Genomic DNA, 17,221 nt, shown 5'->3' on the forward strand with positions numbered 1-17,221 from the left:
TCCCTGTTAAATATGCTTTAATAGCTATAATTTTAGTATCCCAGGAAATTTTAGTCATAGAAATACCCCCAAAGTTGTTTCCAACTTTGGGGGTACACGTCACAAATGCATTGCTCTTTTTATCATTCTTATTTAAGTTCTGGTGCATCCGTTTTGTAGCTAGCAGTCACTTTACCATGGTTTTTCGCCATTAAACTGGTTGGTTCTGATTTCTGTGCATCTTTTAGCTGCTGCATGCCATTAGAATACTTGTAATTATACTTCGTCTTATTGACCGACTTAAAGTTCTTTAACTGATAGAACCTTAGTAGATCCCCTTGAATAACCCGGTCGGAAAGAGAAAGCTCGGACGTCACGTGGTTTTGCTCTCGTGCAAGAATCTTCCTTTGACTGGCGTTGGGTTTAACCTCCGCCCCAGTCTTAGTGTTATAGATAGTACTGCCCATCTTCACGAATTGCGGCGTGACAAAATCACCATCTCTAAAGGCAACGGTCTGACTACGGTTCTTAGCCAGCAGGTCATTGCCAAACTGAATCGTATGATTATCCCTGACACCCAGTAAGTCCATTAGCGTCGGTAAAACATCGATTTCACCACCATACGTATGGTTAATACCGCCCTTCATACCATCCGCATGAATCATCAACGGTACCTTCTGGAACTGTGCTAAGTCATAGCTCGTCACTTTTTTCTTGCCCAGCAATTGGGCAATGGCGGGACGGTGATTATTCGAGATTCCATAATGATCCCCATATAAAACAATCACGCTGTGTTTATACAGACCCGACTGCTTCATATACGTTAAAAACTCACCAAAAGCTTGATCCAAATAATGAGCAGTTTGGACGTATGGATCCACCGTCTTATCCCCCGTCTTAGTTGCGGGGAAGTCGGTGTTTTGCTTGTCCAATTCATATGGATAATGATTGGTCAACGTGATCAATTTAGTGTAGAACGGCTGCGGCAACTGTTGTAAGTACTTCGCCGAATCACGTAGGAAAATCTTATCCTTTAACCCATAACCAACTGAATAGTCAGGCTTTTGCTTATAGTACTGGGAACTAAAGAAATAATCGTATCCCCATGACTTATAAGTATTGTCCCGATTCCAAAAACTTGGCACGTCACCATGAAAGGCAGCCGTGGTATAACCCTTCTGATCAAGCATCGCCGGTGCCGCCTGGAACGTATTTTGAGTCCCATATTCGGTCATTGCTGATCCCTGAGGCAGCCCAAACAATGAATTTTCAAGCATCATCTCGGCATCAGAAGTTTTCCCTTGTGCAACTTGATTATAGAAGTTATCAAAACTCATGGTGTGCTGGTTCTTATAGAACTTATTTAAATTAGGCGTGACCTCTTTACCGTCCACCTTGTAGTTGATCAAAAATTGCTGAAAACTTTCCAAGTGAATGATAATGACGTTTTTACCCTTTTCGGTGCCAAAATAAGCGGGATTATCCCCCACCCGATTGTGCTTCAAATACTTCTCCACACTCTGCAGATCACCGGCGTTGGCATGGGCTCGCGTTGAGCTTTGCTTTTGTGTCTGGTAAACACTGAAAGCAGCATACTCGTTTAAGCCAAGATACTTAACCAAATAATTATTATCAAACGTTCTGGTCAGTAAACCTGAACGGTTAGCGTTAGCCATCCCGTATTCAGCACCCATAAGCGAGAACGCTAAAATCGACATCGTTAAAGCATAGCGCCGCTTAAACGGCCGGCTATCAACGCGAATAATGTGAGTCATCAACAGGATAATCAGTAAAATAACATCCAAATAGACAAGAAAGTCCGTTGGGTGAATAATTTGACCGATACTCTTACCCAGATTGTTTTGAACGTTACCGGATCCTTTGATGACACCAAACGATAGAAAATCAGAAAATTCTCGGTAGTAAAGAATGTTGGCAAAGATCCAAGATGTCTGAATCAGATCTATCAGGATCATTAGCCAGTAGACTAAGCGTCCACGAAAGTATAGTGCAATACCAAACAGCAACAGTGCGGCCGGAATTGGATTAACAGCAAGCAAAAATTGCTGCACACCACCCTTGACCCCTAAACTAAACTCCGTTTGATACGCGATATACGTCTTAATACAAAATAAAACAACTACTAGCATAAAGAAACCGAAAACGGTATTAAACTTAGCAGTCGTCCGTTTTACAAAATCCGACATAACATCGTGCCTCCAGGTTAAACTTAACAAATGCCATTATATCGAATCTCTATAAAATAGCAATCTTATCTAAATTACTTTGAAAAAACTTCAAACTTAAAGTCATATAACCTACCCATTACTCAAGAAGCTTACTTCTTGTATCATCCTTACCTGCCACAGCCCTTTTACTTAGCACACCTATCTCACTGTCCCAAATGTGTTGGCTTATCACGACCTTACAAGACGTGCTTGATTGCCATTAAGGCTGTCAGGCATTAACGATAACTAAAATAAAAACTATGGTTCCCCATAGTTTTTATTTTAGTTATCAGTAAGTAATTCAAACAATTCAATCGCGATCAAATCAATGTTATCAAACTCGAAATGTTCCTTAGCTTGATACTCATCCAAACTATAAGTTTGCGTCTCTGGGTGATAGACAACTTGAGCCAGTTCAACGCCTTCTTTTTCAAAACGACGTGGTTGTGGCTCGTCTCCGGCATCTTCTTGCATTGCTTTAAGTCGGTTAATAATGCCGATTAATTGTGATTCCTCCATGAGAATCCCCTTTCCGAATTCAAATTTAACAGTCTAATTCTACCAAATCCTGTTGCAGTAAGCACTAGTTTTTGTAAATATCCTGCTGAATTTTTAATTCGCCCACCTGAGCGGGCATAAAAGAAGGTTAATACCAGTACCGGCATTAACCTTCTTTTGCTTAAGCCTCTGATCTTAACGAATGGTGGGATTCCTGAATTCGCTTAAACATTTTTTCCATATCCGTATCCGTAAAATGAATCAGTACCGGCCGGCCATGCGGGCAGTTAAACGGGTTTTCCGCCGTTTTCAAGTGTTCGATCAGCGCCTTAGCCTGTTGATCGTCCAGGTGATGATTCGCTTTGATTGCTCGCTTACAGCTCATCATGATCGCCGCTTTTTCGCGGAATTGGGCCACGGTTAACCGACCATCCCGTAATACCCAGTCAACCATTTCTTTGACCGTATCTGCTTCTTGTCCCGCCTTAAACCAGGTGGGATGCTGCCGCAAAATAAAGCTGTTTGGCCCAAATTGTTCTAAGTGCAGACCAACTGCCGCTAACGTATCCAGTTTATCAGTAATTTTTAGCATGTCACTGGTACTGTAATCAAGCACAATAGGCACCAGTAAGCGCTGCTGATCCTCGCTCACTTCACCGATTGCTTGACGGTAATACTCATAATTGACCCGTTCCTGCGCAGCGTGCTGATCAAGGATATATAACCCATCATCCGCTTGCGCTAACAGATACGTGCCGTGAAACTGCCCAATGTAGATCAGGTTAGGAAAACGGTCCTGCTGATCCAGCAGTTCCGTTTCCTGCGGCTTTGGTTTGGCCTTATCTTCCGGGCTAGCAGCCCCTGGCACCGGTTCATTGAACGGCGTTGAAGGCTGCTGATACTTCTCCTCAAAAACTGATACCGCTGCCGAGTTCAAATCATCCTTTGAGCGAATGACAATGGGGTTTTCTGAACCGTCAGAGGGTTTTTGATCAAACAGCGCCCCACTAGTTGGTGCCTGCTCCCGTTGAGTTGACTGTACTGGTTCTGGGTGAACGGTATTCGGCTTGCTAGTAGCCTTTGAACTAATCCCCTGATGAGAACCGCGGGTGGCCGAAACCGCAGCCAGGTCTTGAGCCACTTGCTTAGGATCCACCTGCCCCCTGCGCAAATTAGTCAAACCATCCGGAATTAAATTCTGCTCGCTTAGTTTTGCCCGGATGGTTGCGGTAACGATTTCACTTAATTCGGATTCCTTACTGATCCGTACTTCCTGCTTAGTTGGGTGAACGTTAACGTCCACCAGCAGCGGATCCATCTCAAGGTTGACCACCGCCACCGGGTAACGGCCCACCATCAGTTTTGACCCGTAGCCCTCAATAATTGCTTTGGTCAATTGATAATTCTTGATGTAACGACCGTTTAGCAGGAGCGTCATGTAATTGCGACTGGCACGGGTCAGCTCCGGCAGTGAAACGTAACCGCTGATTTTAAAATCAGCATCTGCATTGTTAATTGGGAGCATTTTTCCCGCTTTATTCATGCCGTAAATACTGCCAATGACCTGCAGTAAGTCACCACGGCCCGCCGTCCGCATCAGTTCACGGTTATTATGCGTTAAAGAGATTTGAATCTGCGGGTGTCCCAGCGCCAGTCGATTGACGATATCCACAATTTTAGACAGTTCAGTGTTCAACGATTTCATATACTTTAAGCGGGCCGGCACGTTATAGAACAAATCTTTCACCGCGATATCCGTTCCTCGTCGCGCCTCCGCTGGTTTTTGCGAGAGCACTTTTCCACCGGCAATATGAATTGCCTGGCCTTCACCCCCCGTTGACGTGACCATGACCACGTCAGCAATTGAAGCAATACTTGGCAGCGCCTCACCACGGAAGCCTAAAGAACGCACTTTAAATAAATCTTTACGATCATCGATCTTACTGGTGGCATGGCGATGAAAGGCCAACTCCAGCTGATCGCCTTCAATACCGCTGCCGTCATCGATCACTTCAATTAACTTCAAACCGGCCTCATCAACAATAATGTCGATTTCGTGGCTGCCGGCATCAATTGCGTTTTCCACCAGTTCTTTAACGACGGAGGCCGGCCGTTCGATCACTTCACCAGCCGCTATTTGATTAGACAACACTGCTGAAAGTTCATGGATTGCTGCCATTATCTCACCCCGTTACCGTTTTTTCTTTAACTGCTCTAACTGCTGCTGCCATTTATAGACTTGATTCATGACGTCCATGGGGGTCATGCCCATTAGGTTCAGTGACTTAACTTCTGACGCAACCTTATCAGCCTTGGTTAACTTCTTTTCCGGTTCGCCAAATAGGGATAACTGCGTATCTTCTTCATCATCGATCACTTCTGGCGATGACGCTGCCGGTTGAGGCTCAGGCTTGACCGTTCGATCTTCAGTCGCCACTTGGACCGTTGCGTGTTGGTCCTGCGTTTTCTCTAAATGCGTTAGGATCGTATCCGCCCGTTTCAATAGTGAATCTGGTAAGCCCGCTAGCTTAGCCACGTGAATCCCATACGACTTATCGGCCGGACCAGCCTGCATTTGATGCAAGAAGACCAGCTCGCCGTTCTTTTCAACGGCCCCGACATGCACGTTTTTCAAATGGGTTAAGCTTTTGTCTAACACCGTCAGCTCATGGTAGTGAGTTGAAAATAACGTTTTAGCGTGCACGCGGTCGTGGACAAACTCAATGATTGCTTGAGCCAAAGCCATGCCATCATAAGTTGCGGTCCCACGGCCAATTTCATCAAATAAAATCAGTGAGTTAGCCGTCGCGTGAGACAGCGCTTCGTTAGCTTCCTTCATTTCCACCATAAACGTACTTTCACCGGAAATTAAATCATCCGCCGCACCGATACGCGTGAAAATTTGGTCAAAGATCGGCATTTTAGCCGACTTCGCCGGTACAAAACAGCCCATTTGTGCCAGTATAACGGTTAATGCCAGCTGCCGCATGTAAGTACTCTTACCAGACATATTTGGCCCGGTAATCAGCAAAATGGAGGTGTCTTCCGGCATTTTAACATCGTTTGGCACGTAGGTCTGGCGTCCCAGTACTTTTTCCACCACTGGGTGACGGCCCTCCACGATCTCCAAATCGTGCCCAGTCTTAGTAAACGTTGGTGCTACAAAGCGGTATTTCTCGCTGACATCCGCAAAGCTCTGCAGAACGTCCAGTTCAGAAACCGCGTGCGCCAGATTTTGAATCCGTTGAATGTTGGCTTTCACCAGTTCCCGGACTTTAACAAATAATTTGTACTCCAAGTCGGTCGACTTTTCTTCCGCCTCCAAGATCAAACGCTCTTTTTCCTTCAGTTCTGGTGTAGTAAACCGCTCTGAGTTAGTTAAAGTCTGTTTCCGTTCGTAACGGCCCTCCGGCAACTTATCCAAGTTGACCTTAGTGACGTCGATGTAGTACCCGAAGACCCGGTTATACCCTATTTTTAAGTTGTTGATGCCGGTAATTTTCCGCTCCGATGCTTCCAGCTCGGCCATCCACTGTTTGCCATTATGCATAGCTTCACGATAGGAATCCAACGTTTTATCATAGCCGTCCTTAATCACCCCGCCATCCGTTACGGATAACGGCGGCTCATCGACGATTGCAGACTCAATTGCCTCGGTGACGTTTTCGATTGGATCCAACCGCTGATAAATATCACTGAAGGCCGTTTCCGGCAGTTCATTAAGAATGTGTTGAAGCTTCGGAATTTGCTGCAGAGAAGTTTTCAACTGGATCAAATCACGCCCGTTGACACTGCCAAAAGCAACTCGTCCCGCTAACCGTTCCAGATCGTACACCCGGGTCAGTTCTTCTTGAAGACTGTTGCGTTCAAAATACTGGTCGACTAACACGCTGACCTTTTTTTGCCGGCTTAAAATATCCTTCCGGTTCACCAACGGCCGGTCCAGCCACTGCTTCAGCAGCCGACCGCCCATAGCCGTTTTAGTTTCGTCTAGAAGCCATAGCAACGTGCCGCTCTTCTTGCCGGTGCGCATATTCTGAGCCAGCTCCAAATTGCGCTGTGAATAGTGGTCCATCTTCAAAAAGTAGGTCGGTTCATAAATCACTGCTCGCTGCAAGTGAGCCAGACTCCGTTTTTGAGTGGTCACAATGTAGGTTAAAAGGTGCTGCAAAACGGTTAATTGTTCCGCTGCTTCTACGTCCTGAGTCAGGTAACTGAGCTCAGACTTCACCGAAGCTTCATCTTGATGGGAAATTAGAATACCCACCGTCTTCAGCTGTTCCAAAACGTCATCAGTTACTGACTGATCAACAACGGTTTCCTTAGTTTGTAAACTCATCACTTCGTTTAACACAGCATCAAAGCTGTCTAAGGAGGTGACTTTCAGTTCACCGGTAGATAAATCAGCATACGCAAAGCCAAATTTATTACCAGCCTGAGTGAGTGCCGTCAAGTAATTGTTTTCTTTAGCATTCCCAGCACCAGTATCCGTTTGCGTTCCGGGTGTCACCAGCTGGATCACCTCGCGCTTAACCATCCCCTTGGCAAGCTTAGGATCTTCCATCTGTTCGCAGATAGCCACCTTATAGCCCTTATCCACTAAGATATCAATGTAGTTTTGAACCGCATGATGGGGTACCCCGCACATGGGGATGGGGTTTTTAGAGCTGTGGTTGCGAGTCGTCAACGTTAATTCCAGCAGTTGCGCACCCTTGATAGCGTCATCGTTAAACATTTCATAGAAGTCACCCAAACGGTAAAACAAAAACGCATCTGGGTACTGATCTTTAATTTTTTGATACTGAACCATCATCGGCGTTTGATTTACCTTCGCCAATCTCTCCACCTCTACTTTACTTCTTGCAATTTATCGATCATATGGATGATCATGATCAATTAAAACTGGTTTAATTTTCGTTGCGTGTCCGGTGTCATCGTTAATATCGATTACACAGCCAGACATAATTCCTGGCTCACTCGTCTCAACTTCGTAACGAGCCGGCCGCTGATTGAGAAATCGGGAAATAACACTGGCAGGCTGCATCCCTAAGACACCAGCAGCAGGCCCTGTCATCCCGGCATCGGTCATAAACGCGGTTTGATGATCAATGACGTGAGCATCACTTGTTTGCACGTGCGTATGGGTCCCAACAACTGCCGAGACACGCCCCTTTAAATACAGCGCAATCGCCCGCTTTTCGCTGGTCACTTCCCCGTGAAAATCAACGAAGATCACCGGCGTTTCTTTTCTGATTGCTGTCACCAACTTATCCGCAGCAGCGAACGGATCATCCAGCGGCGGTAAGAAGACCCGTCCCTGTAAATTAATCACTGCTAAGGTCGCCTGATTGACTTTTAATTTCGTCCAGCCCCGGCCTGGCACATCCTTACCTGGATAGTTAGCTGGTCGGACCAACTTAGTCGTATCATCGATGAAATCGTAAATTTCCTTATTATCCCACGTATGATTGCCCATGGTGACAACGTCAGCACCGCTTGCCAGCAGCTCTTTATAAATTTTTTGACTGATGCCGCGGCCGACTGGCGTGGAATTTTCGCCGTTCACAATCGTCGCCTGGGGTTTTAAATCCCGTTTTAACTGTGGTAAATATGTTTGAATCATTTGGACGCCACGATCACCGACAACGTCTCCGATAAATAATATCCGCATGTTGATCCTCTAATCTAATTTAGTCTATTGCAACACGTTTTAGTTTAACACATTCAAGGTATAAAAAAGTACCCTCAAGCGCTGTTGCCAGTTCTTGAGGGTACCCTTAGTTTTGTGCTAAAAAGTTATTTAGCATACGCTACTGACCGAACTTCACGAATAACGGAAACCTTGACGTGGCCTGGATAATCCATGTCACTTTCAATCTTTTCCTTAACATCATGAGCCAGTGTAACAGCGTCTAAATCTGAAATTTTATCTGGTTTAACGATTACGCGAACTTCGCGCCCTGCTTGAATGGCAAATGACTTCTTAACACCGTCAAATTCATCTGCGATCGTTTCTAGCTTTTCTAACCGGTGAATGTAGCTTTCAAGTGAATCGCTGCGTGCACCTGGTCTGGAAGCCGAGATCGTATTAGCAGCCACCACAATTTCAGAAATTACATAGTGGGGTGCTGCCGTTGACTCGTGCGCCGCGATTGAATCAATCACAACCGGGCTTTCTTTATACTTCTTGGCTAGATCAATCCCAATTTGAACATGAGACTCTTCAACGTCATTTTCAACCGCTTTACCAATGTCGTGTAATAATCCTGCGCGTTTTGCTAGTGTGACATCCTCACCTAGCTCAGCGGCAAAAATTCCTGATAATTTAGCAACTTCAATTGCGTGCGTTAAAACATTTTGACCATAAGAAATCCGGTAATTCATCTGACCTACCAGCTTAATCAAAGCTGGATGCATTGAATGAATCCCCAGGTCAAATACGGTTTGTTCGCCAAGGTCTTGAATCTTTTCATCCAATTCTTTACGCGCCTTCTCAACCATCTCTTCAATGCGAGCTGGATGAATACGGCCATCTTGAATGAGTTTCTCCAATGCAATCTTGGCAACTTCCCGCCGAATTGGATCAAAACCACTTAAAACAACGGCTTCCGGTGTATCATCAATAATCAGATCGATCCCCGTTAACGTTTCCAGGGTTCTGATATTGCGGCCTTCACGACCAATGATGCGACCTTTCATGTCGTCGTTAGGAAGGGTAACAACCGATACTGTCGTGTCTGATACCATATCGGCGCCACTTCGTTGAATCGCTTGAACGATTAATTCCTTCGCCTTCGAGTCCGCTTCTTTAGCGGCCTTTTCATTGGATTCTTTAATCATCTTAGCGCGTTCAGAGCTTAACGCTTGCTTTGCTTCATTAATAATCAGGGACTGTGCTTCCTCTTTAGAAAGCGCAGCTGCTTCTTCCACAGCTGCTTGCCGTTTTTCAACAAGTGAATCCGCCTGTTGCTGTAATTTAGCTAGTTTTTGCTGTTCAGAACTCAATTTATTTTCCTTGCGTTCTAAAACATCTTCCCGCTTTTGAAAAGCGTTATCTTTACGATCAAGTGCTTCTTCTCGCTGTAAAACCCGGTCTTCTTGCTTTTGAACTTCTCCGCGTTGCCGCTTCAAATCCTTTTCAACATCGGCCCGGTAGCGATGACCTTCCTCTTTGGCTTCAAGCAAAGCCTCTTTAGTATCAGTCTCAGCCTGCTTTTTCGCATCAGCTAAAATGCCTTGTGCTGTTTCGTGTGCTGCGTCCAAATTGCGTTCAACAATTGATTTATGGACAAAGTATCCGATGACGGCACCTACAACGATAGCGATGATTGCGAGGATTATTTCAGGAATACCCATGATTCCACCTCCGCATCATCAAAATTTTTGATTGCTAAATCAGTAAATTTTTAGATGTAATTTGATTATTGACACAACTAATATTCTAATGTTAAGTCGCAACGCTGTCAATAAAAGAGTGGCGAACAGCAGTGAAGAAATTAATTTCTTAAAATATAATGACAAAATAAGCCAACTAAATTCTGTGCTATATTTTCTGACCTGTTTACAATCAAAAAAGCCCAAGAAGTAATACCTCTTGGACTTTCGCTTTAAATTATGATTTTGCAGGTTTCGTTTTAGTCGTTTTGGCGTCTTTTGGATTTTTTGAATCCTTGGGCTCCAAATCTAACGTCTCAACACTTTTTTCGTCCGCTGATTGATCCTGTTCCTCCTCAGCAGTACCATCCATGTTATAGGCTTTTCGAACCTTAGTCCTAATCTCATCCATAACGTCAGAATGATCAGCAAGGTACGCCTTGGCGTTTTCTCGTCCCTGACCGATCCTATCATCGCCATATGAGTACCATGAACCAGACTTATTAATAATGTCTTTATCAACGGCCATATCCACTAACTCACCGGTCTGTGAGATACCAGCCCCGTACATGATATCAACCTCTGCACGTTTAAATGGCGGTGCAACCTTGTTTTTAACCACTTTGATCCGTACGCGGTTACCAATAATGTCGGTGCCCTCTTTAATTTGTTCCGCGCGACGAACTTCCAAACGAATCGTTGCGTAAAACTTCAGCGCCCGGCCACCAGGGGTAGTTTCAGGATTACCAAACATGACACCAACTTTTTCACGAATCTGGTTGATAAAAATGGCAATCGTCTTGGTCTTATTGATCGATCCCGATAATTTACGTAGCGCTTGTGACATTAACCGCGCTTGTAACCCAACGTGGGCGTCTCCCATCTCACCATCGATTTCGGCTCGAGGAACCAGTGCAGCCACAGAATCGACTACAATCATGTCAACAGCGCCACTGGCAACCAATGCGTCCGCAATCTCCAAGCCCTGTTCACCTGTATCTGGCTGAGAGAGCAGTAAATCATCGATATTAACTCCTAGATGCGTTGCATAAGCTGGATCCAACGCGTTTTCAGCATCAATATAGGCAGCAGTCCCGCCATTTTTTTGAACTTCAGCAACCGCGTGCAAGGCAACGGTCGTCTTCCCAGAACTTTCTGGACCGTATACTTCCACGATTCTGCCTCGAGGATACCCACCAACACCCAACGCATTGTCTAGTGCTAATGAGCCACTGGAAATCGTTGAGATTTGAGTATCGGCTTTATCACCCATTCGCATGATAGAACCCTTACCGAAGTTTTTTTCAATTTTCTTTAATGCAGCATCTAACGCTGCTTGCCGTTCGTCAGCCATGTAGTTCCTCCTTAGTAGCCATTTGCAAAATAAACTATACCTTTCTTAACGCAAAATTGCAAGCAAAAACGAACAAAAGTTCGCATCACTAGTTGGTTGCTAATCTTTGACGAATAAGATCCAGACCAGTTAATACTGAGCGTGCCCGAATTTGCTGACGGCCGTTAGTGAAGTGGTACAAATAAGCTTGGGGGTCTTCATCCCGGTAGGCAATGCCAATCCAAACAGTACCGGCAGGCTGGTCCTCTAACTCATCGGGGCCCGCCACACCAGTAAAGGAAACCGCAATATCCGTTTTCATCTTTAACTTGGCTTGCTTGGCCATCCAGATCGCCGTCGCTTCACTAACCACCCCATGCGAAGCAATCACTTCCGCTGGAATCTCAAGTAACCGTTGCTTGGCTTCGTTGGCATACGTGACAAAGCCGCCAGGAAATACGGCGGAAACCCCAGGAACGTTGCCAATAGTACTCTGAAATTCACCCGCAGTTAAACTTTCGGCCGCTGTCACTGAAAGCTGACGGTCAATGAGCTGATTGACCACGACTTTGGCTAAAGAATTATCATCACCGTACCCGTAAAAATACCGACCATCCCGCGCAAGGATCTTATCCACCGTCTTCTGGATCAGTGCGTCAGCAGCAGCTTCATCCGCAGCAGAGGCCGTCACTCGAAGCGTTACCTCCGCTAATTTGGCGTACGGTGCGATAGTGGGGTTATCCTGATGGTCAATCAAATCGGCAATATCCGTTACCAATTGAGATTCACCAATACCAGCAAACCTGAGCACCCTAGATTTAAATACGTGGTTTTGATTGCCCAGTTTTTTTAACTGCGGCATTAATTCCCGGTCGATCATCATCAAACACTCGGATGGCGGTCCAGGTAACAAGACGTAACTCGTCCCGTGCTGGTTCAAATAAAGATCACCAACGGCAAACCCATTGTGATTGGTCAAGCTGATGGCATTTTGAATTTTTAGTGCTTGCTTAAGATTGTTTGATAGTTTGGCACCGTACTGATCTATTTTAGCTTTGGCATCGTTATCGATTACCAATGGTTCTCCCAAATGGTGCGCTACGATTTGCTTCGTCAAATCATCTTCCGTGGGACCAAGGCCCCCAATGGTTAAGATCAAATCGCTGCGTTTCTCTGCCGTTTTTAAGACGTTTTCAAGGCGGTCTGGGTTATCCCCGACCACGGTCTGGTAATAGACGTTAACGCCAATCTCAGCCAGTTTCTGTGCCAAATAAGCTCCGTTCGTGTTAGCTATCTGACCCAATAACAGTTCCGTCCCCACAGCAACAATTTCTGCGTTCATCAAACTTCCTCCTATCCTTATCCTCTAATTCTAGCAAAAAAGGGTTGTCCTCGTTTCAAGAACATACCCCTTTCTTTTAATCGTTAAACGAATCCGCAAAAACACTTCGGTTCTTAACGAAGTAATCAATTCCTGAGTAAATCGTAAAGAACAGGCAAATGTAAAGCAAGATGGTGCCCAATGGAAAGTTAGCAAACAAAACATTGTTAAGCAGCAATAAAATGATACTAAACATCTGTGAAGTCGTTTTAATTTTACCCGGCCAAGCTGCAGCCATTACCGTACCGTTATTTTCAACAATGATCAACCGTAACCCAGTCACTGCTAATTCACGGCAAACAATAATTGCAACGACCCAAGCTGGTGCCAAACCCATGTGAACGAGCAGAATGAAGGCGGTCATCACGATCATCTTATCTGCTAACGGGTCGGCAAACTTACCAAAGTTAGTGACCAAATGCCGTCGGCGGGCAATCTGACCATCCAAAAAATCGGTAATCGAAGCAATCGCAAAGACAATTGCAGCTACAATTTGAGTAACCGGAATTTTAGTTGATAACCAAACTACTGAGCCCCAGTCCATCGGTACAGCCAGAATAATGAGAAATATCGGAATTAGAATAATCCGGCCAATCGTTAATTTATTAGGTAAATTCACAGTGTTCCCTCCAGATACGTATGTCTCAAGAAAAGGCAAGCCCTTCAGCTTACCTTCTTTTGATTATTTAAATTGGACAGTAATATTTTGAACCTGAGATGTGGTGTTTGTGGACGATGCGGAACTGGCAGTACCAGCCGCTGAACCACTCGTTGTGGAGGCACTCGTTGAAGAAGTGCTGGCTGCCGAACTCGTTGATTTGGCGATTGGTAATGATTTCCCGCCAATGGTGACCTTCGTCGCCGGTGCATTACCCAAGTTCAGCGTTACCGATGTGGCGTTAGCATTCAGCTTAACGGTGCGTGCGCTGCCAGAGGTCACAGTCCCTTGAAAGGCGGAATTCCCAGCTGAGTTAACCGACACCCAAGCATTATTAGACGTCTTGATTTTAATCGTTTTCGTCTTTGGCGCGTTCTTCATGGTATAAGTCGTTGAAGAACCGGAAGCCGAAACCTTGCTAAAGCTAGATTTTGAAACCTTCTTAGATGAAGCAGCCGGCTTCTTGCTTGAGGCTTTAGCCGAAGAACTGGATTTTGCTGAACTGCCAGAAACTGATACCGAACTGCTATCCACGTTTTGTGCCTTATTACTTGATTGAGAACTCCTGGTTGTTGCCAGCCAGATACCAATTAAGACTGCCACAACAACGATAACCGCAGCAATAATCGGTACTTGCCGCTTGATCTTAGCTGTTCGATCGTCAACTTTACGTTGAGCCGACCGTGTGGAAGGATTCTCTTCATTGACCCGATCCACATATTCCTGTGTTTTGGTGCTTGGCAACTGGTCACTATACTGATCAAGTAGATCGTTACCATCTAAACCAACAGTCTGAGCGTACTGCTTAATAAAAGCACGCACGTAAAAATCACCGGGTAAGTCTGAAAACTTGCCGTCTTCAATTGCAATCAAATACCGCTTTTGAATTTTTGTTGTCTGCTGAAGGTCATCAAGGGTAAAACCCTTAGCGATCCGGGCGTCACGTAACGTTTCGCCAATTGACTTAGTATTTTCACTCATAAATTTTTCTCCACCTATTAACCTATAAAGTCTTGTTATTTCAGTATTAGTATAGCATACGTCAAGCCATGATTTAATGATGAATTCTTGTCTGACAACTTTTTAAGGCTTTCTTAATGACCAGGCACAATTTCTTGAAGACTAATACCAGCTGAACTGATAAATTGCTGCATGGTCTGTATGATATCAGTCATCGTCAAGGCTTTGACAACCCCAACCTCGTCAAATAAGCTTGCTTCACCATACAACCGGTCATCAAATTGATTAGCGATGGCCTCCAAGGAGTTAAACGATGCCAACGTGCTGCCAATCGCTTCACGTTGAACAGCCTCAAACCGGTCGCTAGCCGCTGCCAGCTTATCAGTTGCATGCTGCAGAATGCTGATTATGGCGTTTTCAAAGGCTTCTGGATCTTCAGCCTCTCCCGCCATGATGACGTGGTGGGCACCGCGTTGCAATTCAATATTATAGCCAAAGCTGTCGTCAATAATCCCCTTATCGTACAATGACAAAAAGTCCGGGGCCGTTTCTCCCAGCAAAAGTGTGAAGCCCAACGACAATGCGTCCTCATACTTTAACCGGTCAATACCAGTTGGTAATTCATCCATCCCACGAATACCGATTGTTGCTTTTGGTCGTTCTACCGGCATTTCCAGCCGCTTGTGTTCAATCACTCTTGGTGATGCTAGCGGTAAGATTCGCTTGATGGGCGCCGGCTTTGCAAATTGCTTTGCTGACTGATTAGCTTTAATCCAAGCCAGTGTTTCGGCCGGTTCCAGCCGGCCAACCACAAACAGGCTCATATTGCTGGGATGATAAAACGTCTGGTGAGCAAGGTAAAGGTCATCCGGCTTAATCTTATCGATCGACTCAAGCGATCCCGCAATATCGTCCGCTAATGGCTGGTTGGGGTAAAGGTTAGCAATGGTCCCAAAGTAAGCCCGAGAATTAGGATCATCTTGATACATTTGAATTTCCTGACCGATAATCCCCTTTTCCTTGTTGACCGTTTGCTCAGTAAAATAAGGGTCCTGCACAAAATCCAGCAGCGTTTCTAAGTTTTCCTGCAAATGATGAGTGGCGGAAAACAGGTAACTGGTATGCGTAAAACTGGTAAACGCATTAGAACTGCCGCCAAAGTGAGCGAACGTATCAAATGCATCATGGTCGGCTTTCTCAAACATTTTGTGCTCCAGGAAGTGTGCAATCCCAGCCGGCTGGGTAACTGGCGCCGTCCCGTTCAACGGCACAAAAGACTGGTCGATCGAACCGTAATCCGTCGTCATCACAGCGTAGGTTTTATGAAAGCCAGCTTTAGGCAATAAATAAACACGTAAACCATTACTAAGCGTTTCTGAATAGAGCGTTTCGCCTAAATCTGAATAGTGCTGTTGTTTCATTTGGCGTCTTCTCCCTTCAAAAAGTAGACTGCTTGCAGCGAAACTTTTTTCGCAATGGCTGCAACATCTTCTCGTGTCACCCGTTTGATCTGTTTGACCCAATCGGGTGCGCTGACACTACTATGAAGCAGCTGATCAAGCATGGCTTGGTTGACCAGTGCCCGTTGAGAATCCAAACGCGACTCCCTGCCATTAATCAAACTCGCAACCACCTGATTTAAAAGTTCGTCGCTAAATTCACCCTTAGCAATGGCATCCAACTGTTCCGCAATAATGGCTTTCACGGCTGCTTCGTTGGCTTGGTCGATTCCCGTTTGGACAAGCAGCGTACCCGTAAAGCCGTCAAAGCGGCTGGAAGCATAGTAGGCTAGACTATTCTTTTCCCGGACGTTTTTAAACAGCATGGAAATCGGCGTACCGCCAAACAAACCGTTAAATACTAACGCTTTATAAAAATCGGCCTCCCTATAATAAACGGGTAGCTTATAAGCAATGTTAAGTTTTGACTGCTGTAAAGGCTGCCCCTCAGTTTTTGACACCAGCTCGTCTTGCGGACGCCGATAGATCAGCTCAGAATCATGAACCTGGCGATCCTTCAACTGCCACTCTTCTAATGCGTTAACTAAATCAGCTTCAGCAACATCACCGGCCACCGTAATTTGAATCTGATTGGTTGAAAGCAGTTCCTGATAAGTCGAATAGAGTGTCTTAGCACTAATGGCACCGATCGTTTGTGCATCACCATACAAACTAGTAGCGAAAAACGGTTCGTTCTTAAAATAAAGCTGGCTTAACTGCTGTTCAGCGTAATACTGTTTGTCATCGTTCAGCGATTTCAAATAAGCCAGCAAGTTTTGCTTTTGGCGACCAAACGTAACCGCCTCAAAAGCATCATCGGTAACTAGCGGTCGGTAAATCACGCTGTATAAGAATTTCACCATTTCGCTTAGCAGTGATTCGCTGCCAATAAAACGGTCGTTAATAATGGTACTTGAAAAACGCAAGCCCTCCTGCAAGCCATACCGAAAAACGTTGACGCCATAGCTGGCGCCATACATCATCGAAAGCTTGCGTGCTAGTGACGTCTGCGTCGGGTAGTCAGCACTACTGGTCTCCAGCAGCTGTGCTAATAAAATTCGGTTGGATAACTCCTGAACGTTGCCAGGTGCGATAAAATCAACCGTCATACTGATCGTTTTGAACTGGGTCGTTGGAATGACGTTTAACCACACGCCCTTTGCTAATTGCTTTGGCAAATTTAGCCCTCCTTTGGACATTACCAAACCATATTAGATGATTTATCGCTAAAACGCCACCCTTTTGGATTGAAAAAATAAAAATATTTGCGCACCGTTTTGACTAAAAAGGTCGTACCTTAAGTCGGTATTG

The 17,221-nt window shown here is 45.2% G+C and carries 12 protein-coding genes; all 12 read right to left on the minus strand.

What is annotated here, in order from left to right:
• Positions 1-128: 128 nt before the first annotated feature.
• The 12 genes from CES81_RS07320 to yfmF all read right to left on the minus strand — a co-directional run bounded on the left by CES81_RS07320 (position 129) and on the right by yfmF (position 17,088).
• A complete protein-coding gene (locus CES81_RS07320; RefSeq protein ID WP_089089309.1) occupies positions 129-2,186 on the minus strand; it encodes an LTA synthase family protein in 2,058 nt (685 codons plus the stop codon).
• A 303-nt stretch (positions 2,187-2,489) separates the two neighbouring features.
• Complete coding sequence (locus tag CES81_RS07325; protein WP_089089308.1) at positions 2,490-2,726, minus strand: YkuJ family protein; 237 nt, start codon at positions 2,724-2,726, stop codon at positions 2,490-2,492.
• Positions 2,727-2,886: 160 nt separating this feature from the next.
• Positions 2,887-4,884: a DNA mismatch repair endonuclease MutL gene (mutL, locus tag CES81_RS07330; protein WP_089121266.1), complete on the minus strand. Its 1,998-nt coding sequence runs from the start codon at positions 4,882-4,884 to the stop codon at positions 2,887-2,889.
• Between the two features lie 12 nt (positions 4,885-4,896).
• Positions 4,897-7,518: a DNA mismatch repair protein MutS gene (gene mutS / locus CES81_RS07335; protein WP_089121302.1), complete on the minus strand. Its 2,622-nt coding sequence runs from the start codon at positions 7,516-7,518 to the stop codon at positions 4,897-4,899.
• A 54-nt stretch (positions 7,519-7,572) separates the two neighbouring features.
• Entirely contained in the window at positions 7,573-8,376 is an 804-nt protein-coding gene (locus CES81_RS07340; RefSeq protein ID WP_089121267.1) for a TIGR00282 family metallophosphoesterase, read from the minus strand.
• 125 nt (positions 8,377-8,501) lie between these two features.
• Positions 8,502-10,061, minus strand: a complete 1,560-nt coding sequence (rny, locus tag CES81_RS07345; protein WP_089121268.1) for a ribonuclease Y — start codon at positions 10,059-10,061, stop codon at positions 8,502-8,504.
• Positions 10,062-10,317: 256 nt separating this feature from the next.
• Positions 10,318-11,433 (minus strand): recombinase RecA, encoded by a 1,116-nt coding sequence (gene recA, locus CES81_RS07350; RefSeq protein ID WP_089121269.1) that lies wholly within the window; start codon positions 11,431-11,433, stop codon positions 10,318-10,320.
• Between the two features lie 88 nt (positions 11,434-11,521).
• A complete protein-coding gene (locus CES81_RS07355; RefSeq protein ID WP_089121270.1) occupies positions 11,522-12,754 on the minus strand; it encodes a competence/damage-inducible protein A in 1,233 nt (410 codons plus the stop codon).
• Between the two features lie 76 nt (positions 12,755-12,830).
• Positions 12,831-13,412, minus strand: coding sequence for a CDP-diacylglycerol--glycerol-3-phosphate 3-phosphatidyltransferase (gene pgsA, locus CES81_RS07360; protein ID WP_089089302.1), 582 nt, complete (start codon positions 13,410-13,412; stop codon positions 12,831-12,833).
• Between the two features lie 63 nt (positions 13,413-13,475).
• On the minus strand, positions 13,476-14,432 hold the full coding sequence (locus CES81_RS07365; protein ID WP_089121271.1) for a helix-turn-helix domain-containing protein: 957 nt from the start codon (positions 14,430-14,432) through the stop codon (positions 13,476-13,478).
• 113 nt (positions 14,433-14,545) lie between these two features.
• Complete coding sequence (gene yfmH / locus CES81_RS07370) at positions 14,546-15,832, minus strand: EF-P 5-aminopentanol modification-associated protein YfmH (protein ID WP_089121272.1); 1,287 nt, start codon at positions 15,830-15,832, stop codon at positions 14,546-14,548.
• Positions 15,829-17,088 (minus strand): EF-P 5-aminopentanol modification-associated protein YfmF, encoded by a 1,260-nt coding sequence (gene yfmF / locus CES81_RS07375; RefSeq protein WP_180949756.1) that lies wholly within the window; start codon positions 17,086-17,088, stop codon positions 15,829-15,831. Before yfmF ends, yfmH begins: the two co-directional genes overlap by 4 nt.
• Between the last annotated feature and the right edge of the window lie 133 nt (positions 17,089-17,221).

This window comes from Secundilactobacillus pentosiphilus (assembly GCF_002217985.1).
In the GTDB taxonomy this organism is placed as follows: domain Bacteria; phylum Bacillota; class Bacilli; order Lactobacillales; family Lactobacillaceae; genus Secundilactobacillus; species Secundilactobacillus pentosiphilus.